The organism is Pseudomonas sp. KT_2_4, assembly GCF_041410225.1.
Taxonomy (GTDB): Bacteria; Pseudomonadota; Gammaproteobacteria; order Pseudomonadales; family Pseudomonadaceae; genus Aquipseudomonas; species Aquipseudomonas paracarnis.
In genome coordinates this window covers 3552386-3574786 of the sequence record NZ_CP166962.1, presented here as the reverse complement: position 1 = coordinate 3574786, position 22401 = coordinate 3552386, and the positions used below count along the sequence as shown (strand labels likewise).

Genomic DNA, 22401 nt, shown 5'->3' with positions numbered 1-22401 from the left:
TTCATGGCGTTAAATGTCTACTAATTTGTAACCTGTTGCCAATGGGATCTCACGTCGCTGCACCTAATCTTGATGTAACAAAAATAGACCGGACTAGCCCATGGACTTCGTGCCTTACGCAGTACCGTTTTTTATCGCCCTGATTGTGGTGGAGTTGCTGGCCGACCGTTGGCGCGGCGCGCGCAACTACCGAGTGGCGGATGCCATCAACAGCCTCAGCACCGGTGTGCTGTCCACCACCACCGGCTTGCTCACCAAGGGTGTGGGCCTGCTGACCTACGCCTTCGCCCTCAAGCACCTGGCGTTGTTCGAGTTGCCGACCCAGAGCGTCTGGACCTGGGTATTCGCTTTTGTGTTTTATGATTTCTGCTACTACTGGCTGCACCGCATGGGGCATGAACGCAACATCCTGTGGGCCGCGCATTCGGTGCATCACCAGAGCGAGGACTACAACCTCAGCACTGCCTTGCGCCAGACCAGCACCGGTTTCCTGCTGAGTTGGATCTTCTACTTGCCCCTGGCGGTGGTTGGTGTGCCGCTGGTGGTGTTTATCAGCGTAGCGTCGCTCAACCTGCTGTATCAATTCTGGGTCCATACACGCCATGTTCCCAAGCTCGGCTGGGTCGAATGGTTTTTCGTCACACCGTCCAATCATCGGGCCCACCATGCACAGAACGCTCTCTACATGGATCGCAACTACGGCGGGGTGTTCATTATTTGGGACCGGCTGTTCGGCACCTTCCAAGAGGAAGACGATAACGAACCGGTGATTTTCGGCGTAACCACACCCCTGGCCAGTTGGAATCCGCTGTGGGCCAACCTGCAGTTTTATGCGCAGCTCTGGAGCGACGCCAGGCGTACTGAGCGTTGGTGGGACAAGCTGCGCATCTGGTTCATGCGCACCGGTTGGCGGCCGGCGGACGTCAAGGCCAAGTACCCGATGGCCAAGCCGGACCTGAGCCAGTTCCGCAAATTCGAGGTGCCACTGGACATGCGCCAACAGGTCTACATCGCCTTGCAGTTTGCGGCTTATGTGGGGTTTGGCAGCTATCTGATGAATGTGGGTGAGGGCTCGCCCACCTCGGCGCTGGTCCTCGGTTGGGGCGCAATGGCACTGGGATTGTTTACCCTGGGGGTTGCGCTGGAGAATCGCCCATGGGCACTGAAGGCCGAGCTGGCGCGCCTGGTGCTGAATGTTCCCTTGGTATGGCTGGCGCCGCTGGCAGGGTTGTGGCCCGCCAGCAACCTGGGCTGGCTGGGCCTGGCGAGCTACAGCCTGCTCAGCCTCATCGGCCTCTACTGTTGCAGAAGCCGGCTTACTCGGTGGGTGTCTTAGGCGTTTCGATTGGGGCTGGCTCGTTAGCCAGCCGAGCCTTGGCCTCGGCACAGGCTTGGCGGGCGATGCGGGCATTCTTGAAGCGACGGCGCAGCCACAGGCCAAAGCCCAGCACCAGCAAGGCGCCCAGTACCCACAGCTCGTATTTCTTGACGCTGCCGAGCATCCCTTCCAGCACCGCGCCAAAGTGGTAGGCCGCCGCCCCCAGTGCCGCGGCCCAGATCGCCGCGCCAATACCGTTGAGGACCAGGTAGCGCAACGGTGGATAGCCGGACAGGCCAATCGCCACGGGCATCACCGTGCGCAAGCCGTAGACGAAGCGGAAACTCAATACCCAGATATCCGGATGCTTGCGGATATGTTCCAGCGCCTTGTCGCCCATCAATTGCCAGCGCGGCTTGCGCGCCAGCAACTTGCGGCCGTGCTTGCGCCCCATGTAGTACCAGAGCTGGTCGCCGGCGTAGCTGCCAAAAAAGGCAACGACCACCACCAGGTTGATATCCATGTAGCCACGGAACGCCAGGAAGCCTGCGAGTACAAGGATGGTCTCGCCTTCGAAGAACGTGCCGAGAAAGAGGGCAAAGTAGCCGAAGTCATGCAGAAATTGTTGAAGCATGGTCTAGGGTGCTGGCGAAATGAACGCGCAGCCTACGCCTTCACGAAGATTCATGAAAGTATCGAGATGTGTCACGAAGTGAACAATTCCTATGCAAATGACGAATGGGACTACAGGTCGCGTCGATAAGCACAACTGTCATTCATTCGTCATAATGGCCGCTTATAACTGCAACGCTCGCCCGTAAACACGGGCTCAGGAGTCTGTCGTGAGCTTTACCCCTGCCAATCGCCTGTTCCCTGCCACCCGTCTGCGTCGCAATCGTCGTGATGATTTTTCTCGTCGCCTGGTACGTGAAAATGTACTGACCACGAATGATCTGATCCTGCCGGTTTTCGTGCTCGACGGCGAAAATCGCCGGGAAGCGGTGGCGTCGATGCCGGGTGTGGAGCGTCTGACCATTGATTTGTTGCTTGAAGAAGCGGCGAATTGGGTCGAGTTGGGCATTCCGGCGCTGGCGCTGTTTCCGGTGACCCCGGCGGAACTCAAGTCCCTGGACGCCGCTGAAGCCTGGAACCCCGACGGGATTGCCCAGCGCGCCACCCGTGCCTTGCGCGAGCGCTTCCCGGAGCTTGGGGTGATCACTGACGTGGCCCTGGACCCGTTCACCACCCACGGCCAGGATGGCATTCTTGACGAAGACGGTTATGTGCAGAACGACATCACCGTCGATGCACTGGTCAAGCAGGCGTTATCACACGCGGCTGTGGGCGCCCAGGTGGTTGCACCGTCGGACATGATGGACGGGCGCATCCAGGCGATTCGCGAAGCCCTTGAGCTGGCCGGTCACGTCAATGTGCGGATCATGGCCTACTCGGCCAAATACGCCAGCGCCTACTACGGCCCATTCCGCGATGCGGTAGGCTCGGCGCTGAACCTGGGCAAGGCCAACAAGGCCTCGTATCAGATGGACCCGGCCAACAGCCAGGAAGCCCTGCACGAGGTGGCTGCCGACCTGGCCGAAGGCGCCGATATGGTGATGGTCAAGCCGGGGATGCCCTACCTTGACATTCTTTACCGGGTCAAAGAGGAATTCAAAGTGCCGACCTTTGTCTATCAGGTCAGCGGTGAATACGCCATGCACATGGCGGCCATCCAGAATGGTTGGTTGAGTGAAGGGGTGATCCTCGAATCCCTGACTGCCTTTAAACGTGCCGGCGCTGATGGCATTCTGACCTACTTCGCCGCCCGCGCCGCCCAATTGCTTAGAGAGCAACAATAGCCCTCACAGGAACACTCGATGAATACCGAAGGACTCTCAGAAGTTGCCGTAAAAGACGCTCACCCGGTGGTTGAACAAGTCGCCCAGACCCCGCCGGAGCTGGAGCCCGCACCGCCTGCGGTGGTGGCCGAAGCGCCTGCGCCGGCGCCGGTGGCCGTGGTCACCAACCTGGATGACAGCAGCCTGTACATCCACCGCGAGTTGTCACAACTGCAATTCAACATCCGCGTGCTTGAGCAGGCGCTGGATGAGTCCTACCCCTTGCTGGAGCGGCTGAAATTCCTGCTGATCTTCTCCAGTAACCTGGACGAGTTCTTCGAGATCCGTGTTGCCGGCCTCAAGAAGCAGATCACCTTTGCCCGTGAACAAGCCGGTGCCGATGGCCTGCAACCGCACCAGGCCCTGGCGCGTATCAGTGAGCTGGTGCACGGCCATGTAGACCGCCAGTATGCGATCCTCAACGACATCCTGCTGCCGGAGCTGGAAAAGCACCAAGTCCGCTTCATTCGTCGTCGTCACTGGACCGCCAAGATCAAGACCTGGGTGCGCCGTTACTTCCGGGACGAGATTTCGCCGATCATCACGCCTATCGGCCTCGACCCGACGCACCCGTTCCCCTTGCTGGTGAACAAGAGCCTCAACTTCATCGTCGAACTCGAAGGTATCGACGCTTTCGGCCGCGATTCGGGCCTGGCGATCATCCCGGCGCCGCGTCTGTTGCCTCGGATCATCAAGGTACCGGAAGAGGTAGGGGGCGCTGGCGACAACTATGTATTCCTGTCATCGATGATTCACGCGCACGCCGACGACCTGTTCCAGGGCATGAAGGTCAAGGGCTGCTACCAGTTCCGCCTGACCCGTAACGCCGACCTGGCGCTGGACTCCGAAGACGTTGAAGACCTGGCACGTGCCCTGCGCGGCGAACTGTTCTCACGGCGCTATGGCGATGCGGTGCGCCTGGAAGTGGCGGACACCTGCCCGAAACATCTGTCGGACTACCTGCTCAAACAGTTCAACTTGGCAGAATCGGAGCTGTACCAGGTCAACGGCCCTGTGAACCTCACGCGCCTGTTCAGCATTACCGGCCTGGACAGCCACCCGGAGCTGCAATACAAGCCGTTCACGCCGCAGATCCCGAAACTTTTGCAAAACAGCGAGAACATCTTCAGCGTGGTGAGCAAGCAGGACATCCTGCTGCTGCACCCTTTCGAGTCGTTCACCCCGGTGGTCGACCTGCTGCGCCAGGCTGCCAAGGACCCGCACGTCCTGGCCGTGCGCCAGACCCTGTACCGCAGCGGCGCGAACTCGGAAATCGTCGATGCGCTGGTGGATGCGGCGCGTAATGGCAAAGAAGTCACTGCGGTGATCGAGTTGCGTGCGCGTTTCGACGAAGAGTCCAACCTGCAACTGGCCAGCCGTCTGCAAGCGGCCGGTGCGGTGGTGATCTACGGCGTGGTCGGCTTCAAGACCCACGCCAAGATGATGCTGATCCTGCGCCGTGAAGCCGGTGAGATCGTGCGCTACGCCCACTTGGGTACCGGTAACTATCACGCCGGCAACGCCAAGCTCTACACCGACTACAGCTTGCTGACGTCCGACGACGCGCTGTGCGAAGACGTCGGCAAGTTGTTCAGCCAGTTGATCGGCATGGGCAAGACCCTACGCATGAAGAAGCTGTTGCACGCGCCGTTCACGCTCAAGAAGGGCATGCTCGACATGATTGCCCGCGAGACCCAGTTTGCCCTCGATGGCAAGCCGGCGCACATCATCGCCAAGTTCAACTCGCTGACCGATCCGAAGATCATCCGTGCTCTGTACAAGGCCAGCCAGTCCGGTGTGCGCATCGACCTGGTGGTACGTGGCATGTGCTGCCTGCGCCCCGGCATTGTGGGCGTGTCGCATAACATCCATGTGCGCTCGATCATCGGCCGCTTCCTGGAGCACACCCGCGTGTTCTACTTCCTTAACGGCGGCGAAGAACAGATGTTCCTCTCCAGTGCCGACTGGATGGAGCGCAACCTCGACAAGCGCGTTGAGACCTGCTTCCCGGTGGAAGGCAAGAAGCTGATCATGCGGGTCAAGAAGGAGCTGGAAAGCTACCTCACCGACAACACCCACAGCTGGAGCCTGCAGTCGGATGGTCGCTACGTGCGTAACACCCCGACCGGCAACCAGAACCCGCGCAGCGCGCAGGCGACATTATTGGAGAAGTTGGGTAGCCCGATTCTGACGGTGAACTAGCCCAGGCATACGCAACTCCATGTGGGAGCGGGCTTGCTCGCGAATGCGGTGTGTCAGTCAATGCATCTGGTGACTGATCCACTGCATTCGCGGGCAAGCCCGCTCCCACATTTGTTTTGCAGTGGGCTTTAGCGCAGGTTCAGGCTGAACCCCACCCGTGTCAGCCATTCCGCTTCCTGGGCGAAGTCCGCCTGGGTCAGCTGATTTTCATCCAGCCAGCCTTTGGGGAACATCACTTCCAGGCTATCGCCATCGGCGTGCAGTTTGACCTGGGGCATTTCCTGGGTGCCGCGGATGTGGTGGAACAGGATCGCAAAGCGCAGCAGCGCGCACAGGCGGATCAGCTTGATGCCGTCTTTACCGAATTCGGCAAACTTGTCCTTGGGAATATTACGGCGATGGCCGCGTACCAGCAGCGCGAGCATCTGTTGGTCTTCCCGGGAGAAACCGGCCAGGTCCGAGTGTTCGATCAGGTAGGCGCCGTGCTTGTGATAATGGTAGTGGGCGATGTCCAGGCCGACTTCATGCACCTTGGCTGCCCAGCCGAGTAACTCGCGCCAGACGCCGTCTTCCAGGTCCCAGTCCTCGGCCACCTGGTCGAACGCGTGCAGGGCTTTGCGCTCCACGCGTGCGGCTTGTTCCAGGTCAACGTGATAACGCTCCATCAGCGAGCTGAGGGTGCGCTCGCGCACGTCTTCGTGGTGGTGCCGGCCCAGCAGGTCGTAGAGCACGCCTTCGCGCAGGGCGCCGTCACAGTGGTCCATGCGTTGCAGTTCGAGGGCGTCGAAGATGGCTTCGAGAATTGCCAGGCCCGCAGGGAAAATCGCACGGCGGTCGGGCTTGATGCCATCGAAGTCGATTTTCTCTGCATCCCCCAGCTTGAACAACTTGCGCTTGAGCCACGCCAAGCCCTCGGCGTTCACCTCGCCGGTGCCATGGCCACCGGCTTTCAAGGCCAGGCCGATGGCACGGATGGTGCCGGACGAGCCGATGGCTTCATCCCAGGTCAGTCGGTGCAAGGCGTGTTCGATGCTCATGATTTCCAGACGCGCTGCGGTGTAGGCCTGGGCATAGCGCGCCGGAGTGATCTTGCCATCCTTGAAATAACGCTGGGTGAAACTCACGCATCCCATCTGCAGGCTTTCACGCAGCAGCGGTTCGAAACGCTGGCCGATGATGAACTCGGTGCTACCGCCGCCAATGTCTGCCACCAGGCGTTTGCCGGGCGTATCGGCCAGTGTGTGTGACACGCCGAGGTAGATCAGGCGAGCCTCTTCACGGCCCGAGATGACCTCCACCGGATGCCCGAGGATTTCCTCGGCGCGATGGATGAACTCGTTGCGGTTGCGGGCCTCGCGCAAGGCATTGGTGCCAACGATACGCACTGCGCCAGGGGGCATGCCGTTGATCAGTTGCGCAAAACGCTTGAGGCAATCGAGGCCGCGCTGCATGGATTCTTCATTGAGCTTGCGCTCGTCGTCGATCCCGGCGGCCAGTTGCACTTTTTCGCCGAGCCGCTCAAGGATGCGGATCTCACCGTTCTGGGCCTTGGCCACGACCATATGAAAGCTGTTGGAGCCCAGGTCGATGGCGGCGATCAAGGACAGATTCTTGGCTTGGGATTGCGGCATGGTTTGAGGATCTCGGTCGATAACCTTGCCATCGTGCCACGATCGACCGCTGACGCCAACGCGTTGTGCTTCGGTAATTGGACCGATGCTGTCTGTAGGGAAATCTCTGGGAAGTGTAGGGCAGCTTCGCAAGCTTTAAACGAATAGGTAATCCGATACCGTGAGGCGTTTTAACTGTATGTCGTCGTAAGTTGTGTATGACATTGCTTACAGTGATCGGGGCTGTAGATCATGCGATTTCAGTCAGAGGACTACTTTGCTGATCGATTAAAGCCGTTGCCTAATTTAATAGGGCCCACAGCAAATACCGTGTTGTCTGATTTTTTTGCCAGGCACCAAGGCGCCAGACTGTCATTCGGCAATTCTGCCTGGGTGTTATTTATTTATAGTTTTGTGTTACGGAAGATAAAGCGTTGAGCGACGGAGTCGCTAAAACCAAAATAAAGAACGCCTGTTAATTCCTAATGACAGGACGAGCATGAAAAAAATTATTGGATTAACCGTCGGTATGGTGTGCCTGGCTGCAACCCTCAATGCCCAGGCAACCACCAGTGCGCAGTTGGTCGTCAGGGGCACCATTACACCTGCTGCCTGCAACCTCAGCCTGGCGGGCAGTGGCATCATCGACTACGGCACGATTCGCTCGGGCGAATTGTCCCAAACAGCGTTTAACCCGCGCGAAGAGAGGACCACTTCGCTGGTGATCAATTGCGGCACCACGCCTGCCAGGTTCGGGCTCACGTTTACCGACCTGCAAGCGGGCAGCAAGGTGACGGGCATCCTCGGCGCGGGCTTCACCGAAGTACAGAACTATGGTTTGGGTATGGTAGGCGCCCGGCGTACCGGTGGCTATTCGGTGACTCTCAAGGACCTCAGGTCCTCCGGCACAACGCTGTTTCCGATCATGCGCAGCGGCCTGGGGGCCTGGTACAACAGCGATGGCAAAGTGGCCCAGTCGCCGAGCCAGTACTCTTGGCGTAATGGCACGACGATTACCCCTGCCGCTATCAGCCAATTGACCGGTACGCTCGCGGTGAAAGCGGTAATCAACAAGGCTCGGGATCTGGATTTAAGCCGCGACATTTCCATTGATGGGCGCGCCACGCTTGTATTGAGTTACATCTAAATAACTGAAAGCAGCCGATCAAGAAACTAACCCTTTCTTATTGGCTGTTTTTCTATGGCTGCGCGATTGCCAATCGTCAATGGCATGAGTTGAGGGGAATACTGAGTGCGTGGTTTTTTAATAAGTTGTGTATGGCTGTGGCATCTTTTTTTTAGTGCTGTTGCCACCGCCGACGGTATGTTGCCGGAAACAACAGTGGTGGTGCTTTATGAAGAGGACGGCGAAGCCACCCTGAGTATCAAGAACACCGATGCGGGGCCCGCGCTGCTGCATTCCGTAGTTGAGAATGTGCCTGAAGACCTGGAGCCGCTACTGATTGTCACACCGCCAGTTACCCGTGTGGAGGCAGGCGACACCCAGCTGGTGCGTTTTATCAGCACCCTGAAACAGCCGCTCAAGACCCAGCGGCTCAAGCGCGTGTCGTTTGAGGGCATCCCCCAGGCGCGGGCTGCGGGTGGTGCGACCATTGGCATCACCCTGCGGCAGAATTTGCCGCTTATTCTGCACCCCCAAGGCCTGCCGCGACACCATACGCCGTGGGAATTGTTGACCTGGAAGCGCGTCGGGGACCGGCTCAGCGTCCACAACGACAGCGCCTATGTGGTGCGCCTGGCGCCAGATGTGCAGCTGCTGCCACAAGGCACACTGGCGACATTGCCGCGCACTTACATCTTGCCGGGTGAGGCATTGGTGGCGAAGGGCGAAGGTACTCTGGGCAATGTGGCTCAAGTAGAGATCCAGCCCGCCACGGTCTACGGGTTTTCGGTAGACAGCTACCGAGCGCCGGTCATCACCGATGAAGGTTGATCGGTTCATGAGGCTTCCTTCGAGGCGCGACATTGCCGGTACTGCCTGGCCCGGTCGATCCACGTTATCCATCGGCTTTGCGGCGCTCTGGAGTCTGCCTGGTATGGCGACCGCGCTGGAACTCGGGGAAGGGTTTGACCTGGCGGCCCTCACAACCCACGGCATAGACCCCAAGGTTGCCGATTACTTTCGCAGTGCGGCGCGCTTTCGCGAAGGTGTCCAGGTGGTGGGGTTGCGGGTCAATGGCAACCCGCTTGGGCGGGTGGATGCCCGGTTTGGTTCGCAGGGTGAGTTGTGTTTCACCCCAGGTTTACTTGAGAAGGCCGGGCTGGTTAAACCCGGCACAATCCTGCAGCCCGGCGCCAGGCCCGACCGGGCCTGCCATGACTTTCTCGGCGCATTCCCGGCGACGATGGTGCGGCTGCGCCCCGGTAACGACGAAGTGGTACTGGTGGTGCCGACACAGGCCTTGCGCGAATCCCAGTGGGAAAGCGGGAATTTTTCCCACGGTGGCGCGGCAGCGTTGTTCAACTATGACGTGCTGGGTTACGACAGCCATTTGCGCAGTGGGCCCAGCCGGTTCGTGTCGGCTTATACAGAGGCGGGCTTCAACCTCGACGACTGGATTGTCCGCAGCCGTCAGTTCTATGTGTCTGACAACGGCCAGACCCGTACCGAACACTTGCACGCTTATGCCCAGCGGGATATCGCCGGGTTGCAGTCGACGTTCCAGGCAGGCCAGATCTCCAGCAATAACCCGTTGTTTGGCGGGATCCAACTGTCGGGCGTGCAGTTCTCCCCCGATGGGCAGGCCAGAACACCCGCAGGCGACAATAACGCAGTGGTCGAGGGTTTGGCCCAAAGCCAATCGCGGGTCGAAATACGCCAGTCCGGTGTGTTGGTCCACAGTACGTTGGTGCCTGAAGGACCGTTCCGGCTGACGGGCTTGCCCCTGCTTAACACCACCAGCGACCTTGAGGTCAGTGTAATTGACGTGCGGGGTGCCAAGCGCAGTTTCGTGGTGCCGGCGGCATCGTTCGCGGGGGCTACCCCGGCGGCGCCTGGATACTATTTGTCGGTGGGCGAGTTGCGCAGAACGGCGGGTGAGGAAGGGCCTTCACCGGTGATCGCCATGGGCAGTGGTACCTGGGGGCTGGGGAGCCACTCGTCTGCGGGTTTTGGCTTGTTGAGTACCGATGACTATTGGGCGGCAGGGGGCTCCCTGAGCAGCGTGTTTTTCCAGCGGGTTTCTGTCAACGCACGCCATAACCTGTCCCGGGACAGCCAGAAAGCCGTGTCCGGCTCACGCAGCAGCCTGTCACTGAGCAGCCCGGTCGGGGCCAATATCGACGTCAACCTCAGCGCCACTACCCAGACGCGTGGTTACCGTGAAGTCACTGAAGTGGGCCAGTCGCTCAGGGCCGATGATCTCGATTCCCACTTTAAAAACCAGTACACCGCGGGCGTGAGCTGGGCCGACCCCACGCTGGGCGTATTTTCTTTGAATTACACCCGCAGCGCTCAATTTGGCGGGCAAACCAGCGAGCATGTGTTTGCCTCATGGAACAAGTCGTTTGGCCATGCCGATGTGGCGCTGATCGCTGATTCACAGGTAGGGGGTTCACGGGCTGGCCGTGACGCCACCTATACAGGCAGCCGGCGTGATCGTGCCGTGGATAACGATGTGTCCCTGCGGTTGCAGGTCAGCGTGCCGCTGGGCGGCGATCGCCGTGTGAGCAGCTACACCAGCCGCCGTGGGGAGCAATTTACCGCTGGCACTGCACTGAGCGAGCGGGTCAACGAGTATGTGAACTACGAAGTGGGAGTTGAGCGTGACATGCGGGCCAGGGAGCAATCGTTGCGTGGGCAAGTGGACTTGTTGCCACGCTATACGCGAGTGGGCCTGGGCGTTAGTCGTGACCCGCTGGGCACCAGCTACACCGGCCAATGGCAGGGTGGTGCGGTGGCTCACGAAGGCGGGCTGACCTTTTCGCCCTACAGCGTGCAGGACACGTTCGGCATCGTCTCGGTCGGCGATATCGGCTCGGCGAAAGTCGAGACGCCACAAGGCCCGGTATGGACCGACTTCAGCGGCCAGGCGGTAATCGCCGGCTTGCCGGCCTACACCAACAGCCGCGTCCAGGTGCAGACCCCTTCCTTGCCCAAACGGGTGGACCTGAAAAACGGCACCCAGGTCCTTGCGGCAGGCCGAGGCTCGTTCAATAACGTGGATTTTGACGTGGTGAAAGTACGCCGGATGCTGGTAACCGCCAACGATCAGCACGGCCGACCATTGCCTCAGGGCGCCTCGGTCTTGGGCAAGGGCAATCGCTTCATCACCAGTGTGGTGGGCGAGGGCATGATTTTCCTCAACGACGTCTCCGAGTCGCAAAGCCTGAAAGTTTCATTGCCGGACTCTTCCACTTGCCTGTTGCACATCGACCCCGAGGCCAAGCCTGACAATGACAAATTCTATGAAGCGGTATCGGCGGTGTGCCAGGGTGGTTAAGCGTGCAAGCCTGCCCTTGGCCCTGTTATGCATGTTGCTGGCAGCACTTGATGCGCAAGCTGAAAACTGTCGGCTATCGCTGAGCCTGTCGCGCATCGACTATGGGCCGATATACCGGGATGCAGTGGTTGAAAATGCCGCTGTGGTGCTGGCTACCCGCACGTTCAGCATGACCGTGCTCTGCGCGGAGCCGGCGGCAATGGCCCTGCGTTTTGTCGCAGCGCCTGCCGATGGGCAAGGGTTTCGGTTTGGTCGTGAGGGGCGTTTGCGCTTGCGTCTCAAGCATGCCCAGGTCGACGGGCGAGCAGTCGGCTGGTCGTCTGCTCAAGCACCTGATGAGTCGGCCAGCGGCCAGTTGTTACCCGGCCAGGCCTTGATTGCGCGAGTCTCAGGTGTGCCGGTGACAGGGCGCAGGCTCACCGCCCAGGTCGATATCGACACCGAACTGCCCTTCGACGCGTTGATGGTACGCACGCAGGCCCACCTTGAAGGGCAGGGCCGTTTCGAACTGGTTAGCCCGGCTGTTCCACCGAGCCAATGAAGTTAGCCAGCTCGGCCGTTTTCGGGTTGGCGAACAATACCTTCGGGTCACCGGTTTCATGTACCTTGCCCTGGTGCATGAACACGAGCTTGTCGCCGACCTCACGGGCAAAACGCATTTCGTGAGTCACCATGATCAGGGTCATGCCGTCCTGAGCCAGTTGGCGCACCACGCTCAGCACTTCATTGACCAGTTCGGGGTCCAGGGCTGAAGTGATCTCGTCGCACAGCAGCACCTTGGGCGACATGGCCAGGGCGCGGGCAATGGCGACGCGCTGTTGCTGGCCGCCGGACAGGCGATCGGGAAAGGCGTCGAATTTTTCGCCCAGCCCGACCCGGTCCAGCATCTGCCTGGCCAGTTGGGCGGCCTTGGCCTTGGGCACTTTCTGCACCACTTGCGGCGCCAGCATCACGTTCTCGCCCACGGTCAGGTGCGGGAACAGATTGAATTGCTGGGACACCATGCCGACCTTCTGCCGCAGGCTGCGCAGGTCGGCGCGGGCCGCGTCGAGGTATTCGCCATCGACTTCGATTACACCGTCGTTGATCGACTCCAGGCCATTGAGGGTGCGCAGCAAGGTGGACTTGCCCGAGCCGCTGCGGCCGATGATCGCGACCACCTGGCCTTCGTCCACCGTCAAGTCGATGCCCTTGAGTACGTGGTGATCGCCGTAATACTTATGCAAGGCAGAAATTCTAAGCAGAGGCATGCAGTCTCCTTTCCAGGTAGCGCGCACTGAGGGACAAGGGGTAACAGAGCAAAAAGTAACCGAGGGCCACCAGGCCGTAGACCATGAAGGGTTCAAAGGTGGCGTTGGCGAGCATGCCGCCCGTCTTGGTCAGTTCGGTGAAGCCGATGATCGAGGTCACGGCGGTGCCTTTGACCACCTGCACCGAAAAGCCCACCGTCGGCGCGACAGCAATGCGCAGCGCCTGGGGCAGGATCACATAGCGCAGTTGTTCAAGCGGGTTGAGGGCCAGGCTGGCCGAGGCTTCCCATTGGCCGTGGGCAATGGAATCGACGCAACCGCGCCATATTTCAGCCAGGTAGGCACTGGTAAACAGGGTCAAGGCAATTGCCGCTGCCAGCCAGGGCGATATGTCCACGCCAAGCAGGGCAACGCCGAAAAACACCAGGAACAGCTGCATCAGCAGTGGCGTGCCCTGGAACAGTTCGATATAGGTGCGGGCCATATTGCGTGGGAACGCTTTGCGGCTGATGCGCAGGGTCATCACCAATAAGCCGATCAGGCCGCCGCCCACAAACGCCACCAATGACAGCAACAGCGTCCATTGCAGGCCGGTCAGCAGGTTGCGCACAATGTCCCAGAACGAAAAATCACTCATCGGCTGTTCCTCATGACAAACCGTCGGCCGATCCAGTTGAGCAATTGGCGAATCATCAGCGCCATGCACAGGTACACCAGGGTGGTCAGGGCATAGGTTTCAAAGGCACGGAAATTACGCGACTGGATAAAGTTGGCGGCAAAGCTCAATTCTTCAGTCGCAATCTGCGAACACACCGCCGAACCGAGCATCACGATGATGATCTGGCTGCTCAGGGCGGGCCACACCTTGCCCAGGGCCGGCAGCAGCACCACATGGCGAAACGCTTCAAAGCGCGTCATTGCCAGTGCCGCGGCCGCCTCCAGTTGCCCCCGTGGGATGGCCTGGATGCCGGCACGGATGATCTCGGTGGAGTAGGCCCCCAGGTTGATCACCATCGCCAGCACGGCGGCTTGCCACTCGGTAATTTTCAACCCGAGGGATGGCAGGCCGAAGAAGATGAAGAACAGTTGCACCAGGAACGGCGTGTTGCGGATCAACTCGACATACACACCAAAGACCCACGCAAACGGTTGGATCTTCCACGCCCGTACCACGGCGCCGACAGTGCCCAGGGCCACGCCGAGGATGGCGCCAATGGCCGTCAGCTCAAGGGTGAACAGCGCGCCACGCAGGAGCAGGTCGGTATTGGCCAGCACCGGCACAAAGTCGAATTGATAGGCCATCTTTGAGCTCCGCGTCAGAGGTCGGCAGGCAGCGGTTCTTTGAGCCACTGCATCGCGTTTTTCCCAAGGCTGCCGTCAGCCTTGGCTGCCACCAGGATCTGGTTGACCTTTTCCAGCAGCGCCGGCTCGTTCTTGTTCACGCCTACGTACACCGGCGAATCCTTGAGTTTCACCTTCAGTGCCGGTACGCGCTTGGGGTTGCGTTCGCTGATGGCCACCATGACCACGTTGCCACTGGCGATCAGGTCGACCTGGCCGGCCAGGTAGGCGGCGATGGTGGAGTTGTTGTCTTCAAAACGCTTGATCGTGGCTTCCTTGGGCGCTACCGCGGTCAGCTCGATGTCTTCGATGGCGCCACGGGTCACGCTGATGGTCTTGCCCTTGAGGTCGTCGAGGCTGGCGATGGCGGCATCAGGCGGCCCAAACACGGCAAGGTAGAACGGCGCGTAGGCGTTGGAGAAGTCGATGACCTTTGCGCGCTCGGGGTTCTTGCCCAGGCTGGAAATAACCAGGTCGACTTTGCCAGTGGTGAGGAACGGTATGCGGTTGGTGCTGTTGACCGGCGTCAGTTCCAGCTTGACCTTGAGTTGGTCGGCCAGCAGCTTGGCGGTGTCGATGTCCAGGCCCCGGGGTTGCATGTCAGGGCCGACCGAACCAAACGGCGGGAAGTCCTGGGGGACGGCAACCTTCAGGGTGCCACGGGCGACGATGTCATCCAGACCACTCGCCTGGGCGGGTGCCTGGCTCAGCATCAGGCTGGCAAACAGGGCAGTGAGCAGGGCGCTGTAGCGCTTGGTCATGGCAACTCTCCGAAAAAGGCGAAGGAATTTTCTGAGTTTGCCCAGTGCACAGCCCATGCCAGCACCGTTCGGATCGTCTGCAAGGCTGATGTTTGTTGATGTGCAGTGGTCTTACTGGTCTGAACAGTGGTCAGGTTTCCCGCACCCTTTTCGAGCGTTTGCAAAAAGCCGCGAGCGCCTTTGGGGCGTGGCTTGCAGCCAGCTATGAATAGTTTTACAACGGGTCACACACGCTATCGGGAACCCTGAGCTTTTTATGAATTCCATTGCCCAAGCCGTACCGGAAGCGGCCTTGCAGGCCATCCGCAAACTGATCAAGGAGCAAGGCTTTGGGCCGGGCGACGCGCTGCCATCCCAGCGCGACCTGGCCCTGCAATTGGGGGTGAGCCGGGCGTCGTTGCGTGAGGCGCTGTCGTCCCTCAGCGCTTTGGGCGTGGTCAACGTGCAGCCGGGCAAGGGCGTGTTCGTGCAGGACGTGCAAGAGGCACCGGGGTTCGCCTGGCCCTTCGCGGCGCAGGCCACGCCGCCGGATATCTTCCAGCTGCGCTACGCCTTGGAGGGGTTTGCGGCGGGGTTGGCAGCAGTGACACTGACCCTCGATGCACTGGACAGCCTGCAAGACAACGTCCAAGCCATGCGCAAAGTGCTCAAGGCGGGCGACTTCGAAGCGGCCGCCCGCCTGGACTTCGAATTTCATCAGCGTATTCTGCTGGCCAGCGGTAACCAGGCCATGGTGAGCATCCTCAGCGCCAGCGCCGAGGTGTTTCTGGAAAGTCAGAAGCTACCGTTCATCCGGCCGGAACGGGCCATGGAAACCTGGCAGGAACATCGCAGAATCCTGCGCGCCCTGGCCCGCCGCAACAGTACGGCGGCGCAGAAAACCATGCAGGAACATATACGTAATGCAGCGTTGCGCACGGGCATTGCGTTCATGACGCCCGCCACGCCGTGACAGAGTCATACCCACGCTCATTCAACCTCATAGCAAGACTCAATCAGACGCGGCTTCCTGAACAGGGGAAGGGCGGCTATGATGGGCAACGTTTTTTTTGCTTACAATCCGGAGACATCCATGAGCAGCGATCTTATCAAGCACGTCACCGACGCGACCTTTGAAGCCGAAGTCCTCAAGGCTGACGGCCCGGTGCTGGTTGACTACTGGGCTGAATGGTGCGGCCCTTGCAAAATGATCGCTCCGGTCCTGGACGACATTGCAACCACCTACGCAGGCAAGCTGACCATTGCCAAGCTGAATATCGACGAGAACCAGGACACCCCGGCCAAGCATGGCGTGCGTGGTATCCCGACCCTGATGCTGTTCAAGAACGGCAATGTCGAAGCGACTAAAGTGGGTGCTCTGTCGAAGTCCCAGTTGCAAGCTTTCCTCGACGCGAGCCTCTAAGCGTCGTCAAAAAAGCCCCGCAAATTGCGGGGCTTTTTCGTAAAACAGGGCTAGACGCTCCGAAATCCAGGTGGTACATTCGGCCCCGCAGTGGTTTCTCCACTGCCCCCTGCAAGCCGTCGCCGACGCATTCCTTTTCGATTAGTACGCGATCCTGTCGCCTTCTCTGCGGCGCGGCCTCATTAAGCCAAAAGCTTAATTTCCCCCCTCCATAAATGATTACGTCATTCCTATATGAATCTGACTGAACTCAAGCAAAAGCCGATTACCGACCTGCTCCAACTGGCCGAAGAAATGGGCATAGAAAATATGGCCCGTTCGCGCAAGCAGGACGTGATTTTCTCCCTGCTCAAGAAGCACGCGAAAAGCGGCGAGGAAATCTCCGGTGATGGCGTGCTGGAGATTCTCCAGGACGGCTTCGGCTTCCTCCGCTCTGCAGATGCGTCCTATCTCGCCGGCCCAGATGATATCTACGTCTCGCCGAGCCAGATCCGTCGCTTCAACTTGCGCACCGGTGACACCATCGTTGGCAAGATCCGTCCTCCGAAGGAAGGCGAGCGTTACTTCGCCCTGCTCAAGGTCGACACGATCAACTTCGATCGCCCCGAGAACGCGAAAAACAAGATTCTCTTCGAGAACCTGACGCCGCTGTTCCCGACCGTGCGCATGAAGATGGAAGCCGGTAACGGCTCCACCGAAGACTTGACCGGTCGTGTGATTGACCTCTGCGCTCCAATCGGCAAAGGCCAGCGTGGCCTGATCGTCGCACCGCCGAAAGCCGGTAAAACGATCATGCTGCAGAACATTGCAGCGAACATCGCACGTAACAACCCTGAAGTTCACCTGATCGTACTGTTGATCGATGAGCGTCCGGAAGAAGTGACCGAGATGCAGCGCACCGTGCGCGGCGAAGTGGTTGCCTCGACGTTCGATGAGCCGCCAACCCGCCACGTGCAGGTTGCCGAAATGGTGATCGAAAAGGCCAAGCGCCTGGTCGAGCACAAGAAAGACGTGGTGATCCTGCTCGACTCCATCACCCGTCTGGCCCGCGCCTACAACACCGTGATCCCGAGCTCCGGCAAGGTGCTGACCGGTGGTGTCGATGCCCACGCCCTGGAAAAACCAAAGCGTTTCTTCGGCGCTGCGCGCAACATCGAAGAAGGCGGCTCGCTGACCATTATCGCCACCGCGCTGGTTGAAACCGGCTCGAAGATGGACGAAGTGATCTACGAAGAGTTCAAGGGTACCGGCAACATGGAACTGCCTTTGGACCGTCGCATCGCTGAAAAGCGTGTGTTCCCTGCGATCAACATCAACCGCTCCGGCACCCGCCGCGAAGAGCTGCTGACCGCAGACGACGAACTGCAGCGTATGTGGATCCTGCGCAAGCTGCTGCACCCGATGGACGAAGTCGCTGCCATCGAGTTTCTGATCGACAAGCTGAAAACCACCAAGACCAACGACGAGTTCTTCCTGTCGATGAAACGCAAGTAATACAGCGTTTCAGGTCCAAAAAAATGGCGCCCTTAATGGGGGGCCATTTTTTTTGCGTCGAGATTCTGCGATTTTTGTGGCATAAGTATCCGTTAAGTAACAAAAATTGACGCGTGACTTCGCTCATCCCTTTCGTCGCAGACTGACCACATTCTTATGACCACCCTTGCTTACCGCAGAGACATCGATGGCCTGCGTGCCATCGCTGTCCTTGCAGTCGTGTTGTTCCACTTTGGTGTCCCTGGCATTACTGGCGGTTTTGTTGGCGTTGACGTCTTTTTCGTCATCTCGGGCTTCCTGATTACGTCAATTATCTGGCGTGAGCGTCAAGCCGGACGCTTCAGCTTCATCGACTTCTGGGCTCGCCGTGCCCGGCGTATCTTGCCGGCCCTGTTTGTGATGATCGCGGCGACACTGGCAGTGGGTTGGTTTCTGTTGGCGCCCAAGGACTATGAAGAGTTGGGGCGGTCTGCGCATTATCAGGTGACCTTTACCTCGAACCTGTTGTTCTCGCGCCAGCACGGCTATTTCGATGCTTCATCAGACATCAAACCCCTGTTGCATACCTGGTCATTGGCGGTAGAAGAGCAGTTCTATATTTTCTTCCCATTGCTGTTGACCTTGCTTTCCAGCCGTTTGAAGCACTGGCGCCTGGCATTGTTCGCGGTGCTGCTGGCGTCGTTTGGCATGAGCGTCTGGGCGGTTCAGCATGAGCCACAGAAAGCTTTCTTCCTGTTGCATCTGCGGGCCTGGGAGCTACTGGCCGGTGCGATGCTGGCGGTGCAGCCCAAGCGTGAGTGGCGCGCGTCGCGGGCCTTGGCGCAAGGGATCAGCCTGGCTTCCCTGGCATTGATCCTCATCGCTGTGCTGGGCTACGACGCGAAAACGCCGTTCCCAGGCGCGACTGCGTTGTTGCCTGTGCTGGGTGTGGTCGGGTTGATCTGGGCCAACGGCCAGCAACAGACTTGGGTCGCTCGCCTGTTGGGCACGCGGATCATGGTGGGTATCGGGCTGATCTCTTATTCCTGGTACCTCTGGCACTGGCCGGTATTCGTGTACGCCAACTACGCCGCGGTGGATGGCTTGAGCGCGCTGGAACTGGGGGGGCTGATGCTGCTTTCGCTGGTGCTGGGCTATCTGTCCTGGCGCTTCGTGGAAACGCCGTTCCGGGAAAAACGTTTGCTGGCTTCGCGTAAGGCGATTCTGGCGTCAGCCATGGTCGGCATTCTGGGGCTGGGCTTCACTGGCCTTGCGATACGCGAAGCTGACGGCGTGCCTTCGCGCTTGTCCGAACAGGCGTTGCGTTTTGCCCAGGCCAAGAAGTGGAGCCCTGACCTGCTGGCGTGCATGGCCGACAAAGATACGCCCGATGAACGCTTGTTCTGCCATTTCGGCCCGAAAGACCAATCGGTTTCGGCGTTGGTATGGGGTGACAGTCACGCTACCGCGCTGATACCGGCACTCAAAGAGGGCGCTGATCGTCACGATATCAGCCTGGTCGAAGCCAGTTTTGCCGGCTGTATTCCCCTCGATGGCCTGGAAAATATTGCCCGCTGCGCGCATTTCAACCGGCGCGTCGAGAAGGCCATGGCCGAGCAGACGTTCAGCGATGTGGTGTTGGCCGCCCGCTGGAGCCTGTATGTGTATGGGCAAATGTCCGGTGACAAGGAGCATGCACTCAAAGATCCTGGCACCGGCCAGTATGTGCGTGCCGTCGCCGAACAACGCTTTGCCCAGGGCCTGCGCGAGCGCATTCGGGACTTGCGCGCTGCCGGCCACAAGGTCTGGTTGGTCAAGGAAGTGCCGCTGCAGGAAATCATCGTGCCTTACCGTCTCAGCCGCCTGGCCATGATGAACCGGCCCGTGGACGGTGAAGGGCTCGCCGTGGCCGAGCATGTGAAGCGCCAGGCCTTTATCACGCAATTGTTTGATGAATTGGCGGCTGCCGACAGCGGTGTCGCGGTGCTGGACCCCGCGCCATTACTGTGCGGCGCCGATGGGTTGTGCCGGGTCGAACTCAATGGCCGCGCGTTGTATACCGACGATAACCATCTTTCGGACGTCGGCGCGCGACACATCGAAGCCTTCCTGGAACCGTTGTTCAGTTCGTTGCAATCACGTGGATTGACGGCCAATTAAGCTGCCAGCCGCCCTCAGAGCAGGTAGGATGTACGCCTATTTTACGGGTGGCATGGTTAATGAAATTCAAGGATCTTCGGGATTTCGTGCAGCAACTTGAGCAGCGCGGAGAGTTGAAACGTATCCAGATGCCGATTTCTCCGGTGCTGGAAATGACTGAGATTTGCGACCGCACCTTGCGCAACAAGGGCCCGGCGCTGTTGTTCGAAAACCCGACCGGCTTTGATATCCCGGTGCTGGGCAACCTGTTCGGCACTCCCGAGCGCGTGGCCTTTGGCATGGGCGCCGAGTCTGTCAGCGAACTGCGCGAGATCGGCAAGCTGCTGGCCTTTCTCAAGGAGCCCGAGCCGCCCAAGGGCTTGAAGGACGCCTGGTCCAAACTGCCGATCTTCCGCAAGATCATCGCCATGGCCCCCAAGGTGGTCAAGGACGCGGTGTGCCAGGAAGTGGTCATTGAAGGCGATGATGTCGACCTGGCCATGCTCCCGGTGCAAACCTGCTGGCCCGGCGACGTCGGCCCGTTGATCACCTGGGGCCTGACTGTCACCAAGGGCCCGAACAAGGATCGCCAGAACCTCGGTATCTACCGTCAGCAAGTCATTGGCCGTAACAAAGTGATCATGCGCTGGCTCAGCCACCGTGGCGGCGCCCTCGACTTCCGTGAGTGGTGCGAGAAGCATCCCGGCAAGCCGTTCCCGGTGTCCGTGGCCCTGGGTGCCGACCCGGCGACCATTCTCGGTGCCGTCACTCCCGTACCTGACAGCCTCTCCGAGTACGCCTTCGCCGGCTTGTTGCGCGGTAATCGCACGGAGCTGGTGAAGTGCCGCGGTAACGACCTGCAAGTGCCGGCTACCGCCGAAATCATCCTTGAAGGCGTGATTCACCCAGGTGAAATGGCCGATGAAGGCCCGTACGGCGACCACACCGGTTACTACAACGAAGTCGACAGCTTCCCGGTGTTCACCGTCGAGCGCATCACCCATCGGGTCAAGCCGATCTACCACAGTACCTACACAGGCCGTCCGCCCGATGAGCCGGCCATCCTCGGTGTGGCGCTGAACGAAGTGTTCGTGCCGATCCTGCAAAAGCAATTCCCTGAGATCACCGACTTCTACCTGCCGCCCGAGGGCTGTTCGTATCGCATGGCCATCGTCACCATGAAGAAGTCGTATCCGGGGCATGCCAAGCGGGTAATGCTCGGTGTGTGGTCGTTTTTGCGACAGTTCATGTACACCAAGTTCGTTATCGTCACCGACGACGACATCAATGCCCGGGACTGGAACGACGTGATCTGGGCCATCACCACGCGCATGGATCCCAAGCGCGACACGGTGATGATCGACAACACGCCTATCGACTACCTCGACTTCGCGTCGCCGGTATCGGGCCTTGGCTCAAAGATGGGCCTGGATGCCACGCACAAATGGCCGGGCGAAACCACGCGTGAGTGGGGCCGGGTGATCGTCAAGGATGAAGCCGTCACGGCGCGGGTCGATGCGATCTGGAAAGAATTGGGAATAGATTGATGCGTGTAACCCTGCAACCTTCCGGTGCTGTGCTGGAACTGGCCCCTGGCGAGCGAATCCTCGAGGGCGCCCGTCGCCTGGGCTATGAGTGCCCTCAGGCCTGTCGCAATGGCGTGTGCCATGTCTGCGCGGCGTTGCTGGTGGAGGGCCGGGTACGCCAAGCCGGGGAAGTGCGCGATCATGGTGAGTTCTACACCTGCATCGCCGAGCCCCTGGAAGACTGCATTGTGTTGTGGGATGGCGTACTGGCGCCAGGAGAGTTGCCGTTGCGCAAATTGTCATGCCAATTGATCGAGTGCGTGGAAGTCGGCGGCGATGTCTGGCGTGTGCGCCTGCGCGCCCCGGCCGGTAAGGCGGTGCGTTACCACGCCGGGCAATACTTGATGCTCGAACGGGAGAACGGCGAAAAATCGGCGTTTTCTCTGGCTTCTGCGCCCCATGCCGGGCGTGAGTTGGAGCTGCATGTGCTGGTGCGCGAAGACAGTGCGCGCAACCTGATCGAACAATTGCAGCGCAACCAGATGGCTCGTGTGGAACTGCCGTTCGGTGACACCCACCTGGCCGAGTTGCCGGACGGGCCGCTGGTGCTGATGGCCGCCGGTACCGGTATGGCGCAGATGCACAGCCTGATCGAGCACTGCCGCGCTTCGGGCTTCAAGCACCCGGTGCACCTGTATTGGGGCGTACGGCGCCCGGAAGATTTCTACCAGATCGAGCACTGGAATCAGTGGCTGCAATTGCCCAATCTGTTCCTGCACAAAGTGGTCAGCGACCTGTGTGGCTGGGAAGGGCGCTGCGGTTTGCTGCATGAAGTGGTGTGCGAAGACATTGCCGACCTCAACACGGTACATGTCTACGCCAGCGGCTCACCGGCGATGATTTATGGCACCTTGGATGCATTGGTCGACGCCGGTATGGATGCTCACCGGATGCGCGCTGACGTGTTTGCCTACGCCCCAAGGCCCTAACACCTTGCGCTGAATAATGTGGGAGCAGGCAA

General features: G+C 59.7%; 19 protein-coding genes. 13 read left to right on the top strand and 6 right to left on the bottom strand.

All coding sequences use genetic code 11. The features are described from left to right. Positions 1-100: 100 nt before the first annotated feature. The gene (locus tag AB9N64_RS16615; RefSeq protein WP_102665823.1) at positions 101-1336 is read left to right on the top strand and encodes a sterol desaturase family protein; all 1236 of its coding nucleotides are present in this window, start codon (positions 101-103) and stop codon (positions 1334-1336) included. On the opposite strand, the gene AB9N64_RS16610 is transcribed toward AB9N64_RS16615, so the two are convergent. After that, the gene (locus AB9N64_RS16610; protein WP_014720433.1) at positions 1317-1952 is read right to left on the bottom strand and encodes a DedA family protein; all 636 of its coding nucleotides are present in this window, start codon (positions 1950-1952) and stop codon (positions 1317-1319) included. The two genes, AB9N64_RS16615 and AB9N64_RS16610, sit on opposite strands and share 20 nt — an antisense overlap. 208 nt (positions 1953-2160) lie before the next feature. Between AB9N64_RS16610 and hemB the strand changes: the two genes are divergently transcribed. Further along, entirely contained in the window at positions 2161-3174 is a 1014-nt protein-coding gene (hemB, locus tag AB9N64_RS16605) for a porphobilinogen synthase (protein ID WP_371359536.1), read from the top strand. A gap of 18 nt (positions 3175-3192) precedes the next feature. Next, a complete protein-coding gene (gene ppk1, locus AB9N64_RS16600; RefSeq protein WP_014720431.1) occupies positions 3193-5415 on the top strand; it encodes a polyphosphate kinase 1 in 2223 nt (740 codons plus the stop codon). A gap of 128 nt (positions 5416-5543) precedes the next feature. Here ppk1 and ppx read toward each other — a convergent pair whose 3' ends face one another. Next, entirely contained in the window at positions 5544-7046 is a 1503-nt protein-coding gene (ppx, locus tag AB9N64_RS16595; protein WP_003195352.1) for an exopolyphosphatase, read from the bottom strand. Between the two features lie 478 nt (positions 7047-7524). On the opposite strand from ppx, the gene AB9N64_RS16590 reads away from it, so the two are divergent. From AB9N64_RS16590 to AB9N64_RS16575, 4 genes are all read left to right on the top strand, one after another. After that, entirely contained in the window at positions 7525-8172 is a 648-nt protein-coding gene (locus AB9N64_RS16590) for a DUF1120 domain-containing protein (RefSeq protein WP_371359535.1), read from the top strand. 177 nt (positions 8173-8349) lie between these two features. Beyond that, positions 8350-8979: a fimbria/pilus chaperone family protein gene (locus AB9N64_RS16585; protein ID WP_014720429.1), complete on the top strand. Its 630-nt coding sequence runs from the start codon at positions 8350-8352 to the stop codon at positions 8977-8979. Between the two features lie 7 nt (positions 8980-8986). After that, the gene (locus tag AB9N64_RS16580; RefSeq protein WP_371359534.1) at positions 8987-11488 is read left to right on the top strand and encodes a fimbria/pilus outer membrane usher protein; all 2502 of its coding nucleotides are present in this window, start codon (positions 8987-8989) and stop codon (positions 11486-11488) included. Then, positions 11454-12029 carry a hypothetical protein gene (locus tag AB9N64_RS16575; RefSeq protein ID WP_156890624.1) on the top strand — a complete coding sequence of 192 codons (576 nt, stop codon included), beginning with the start codon at positions 11454-11456 and terminating at the stop codon, positions 12027-12029. Before AB9N64_RS16580 ends, AB9N64_RS16575 begins: the two co-directional genes overlap by 35 nt. Here AB9N64_RS16575 and AB9N64_RS16570 read toward each other — a convergent pair. The 4 genes from AB9N64_RS16570 to AB9N64_RS16555 are packed head-to-tail and all read right to left on the bottom strand — an operon-like array spanning position 12001 to position 14840. After that, positions 12001-12738: an amino acid ABC transporter ATP-binding protein gene (locus AB9N64_RS16570; protein ID WP_371359533.1), complete on the bottom strand. Its 738-nt coding sequence runs from the start codon at positions 12736-12738 to the stop codon at positions 12001-12003. The two genes, AB9N64_RS16575 and AB9N64_RS16570, sit on opposite strands and share 29 nt — an antisense overlap. Continuing rightward, a complete protein-coding gene (locus AB9N64_RS16565; RefSeq protein WP_032894590.1) occupies positions 12725-13375 on the bottom strand; it encodes an amino acid ABC transporter permease in 651 nt (216 codons plus the stop codon). The genes AB9N64_RS16570 and AB9N64_RS16565 overlap by 14 nt, the downstream gene beginning before the upstream one ends. Further along, positions 13372-14040 (bottom strand): amino acid ABC transporter permease, encoded by a 669-nt coding sequence (locus AB9N64_RS16560; protein WP_014720424.1) that lies wholly within the window; start codon positions 14038-14040, stop codon positions 13372-13374. Before AB9N64_RS16560 ends, AB9N64_RS16565 begins: the two co-directional genes overlap by 4 nt. Positions 14041-14054: 14 nt before the next feature. Beyond that, entirely contained in the window at positions 14055-14840 is a 786-nt protein-coding gene (locus AB9N64_RS16555; protein ID WP_014720423.1) for a transporter substrate-binding domain-containing protein, read from the bottom strand. A gap of 256 nt (positions 14841-15096) precedes the next feature. Here AB9N64_RS16555 and AB9N64_RS16550 point away from each other — a divergent pair, with 256 nt between their 5' ends. The 6 genes from AB9N64_RS16550 to AB9N64_RS16525 all read left to right on the top strand — a co-directional run bounded on the left by AB9N64_RS16550 (position 15097) and on the right by AB9N64_RS16525 (position 22369). After that, positions 15097-15792 carry a FadR/GntR family transcriptional regulator gene (locus AB9N64_RS16550; protein WP_014720422.1) on the top strand — a complete coding sequence of 232 codons (696 nt, stop codon included), beginning with the start codon at positions 15097-15099 and terminating at the stop codon, positions 15790-15792. A gap of 120 nt (positions 15793-15912) precedes the next feature. Next, positions 15913-16242, top strand: coding sequence for a thioredoxin TrxA (trxA, locus tag AB9N64_RS16545; RefSeq protein ID WP_014720421.1), 330 nt, complete (start codon positions 15913-15915; stop codon positions 16240-16242). A gap of 234 nt (positions 16243-16476) precedes the next feature. Then, entirely contained in the window at positions 16477-17736 is a 1260-nt protein-coding gene (rho, locus tag AB9N64_RS16540; RefSeq protein WP_003176825.1) for a transcription termination factor Rho, read from the top strand. A 156-nt stretch (positions 17737-17892) separates the two neighbouring features. Next, entirely contained in the window at positions 17893-19875 is a 1983-nt protein-coding gene (locus AB9N64_RS16535; RefSeq protein WP_020301811.1) for an acyltransferase family protein, read from the top strand. 59 nt (positions 19876-19934) lie between these two features. Beyond that, positions 19935-21401, top strand: coding sequence for a 4-hydroxy-3-polyprenylbenzoate decarboxylase (ubiD, locus tag AB9N64_RS16530; protein ID WP_003195329.1), 1467 nt, complete (start codon positions 19935-19937; stop codon positions 21399-21401). Further along, positions 21401-22369, top strand: a complete 969-nt coding sequence (locus tag AB9N64_RS16525; RefSeq protein WP_060766870.1) for a CDP-6-deoxy-delta-3,4-glucoseen reductase — start codon at positions 21401-21403, stop codon at positions 22367-22369. The genes ubiD and AB9N64_RS16525 overlap by 1 nt, the downstream gene beginning before the upstream one ends. Positions 22370-22401 lie beyond the last annotated feature (32 nt).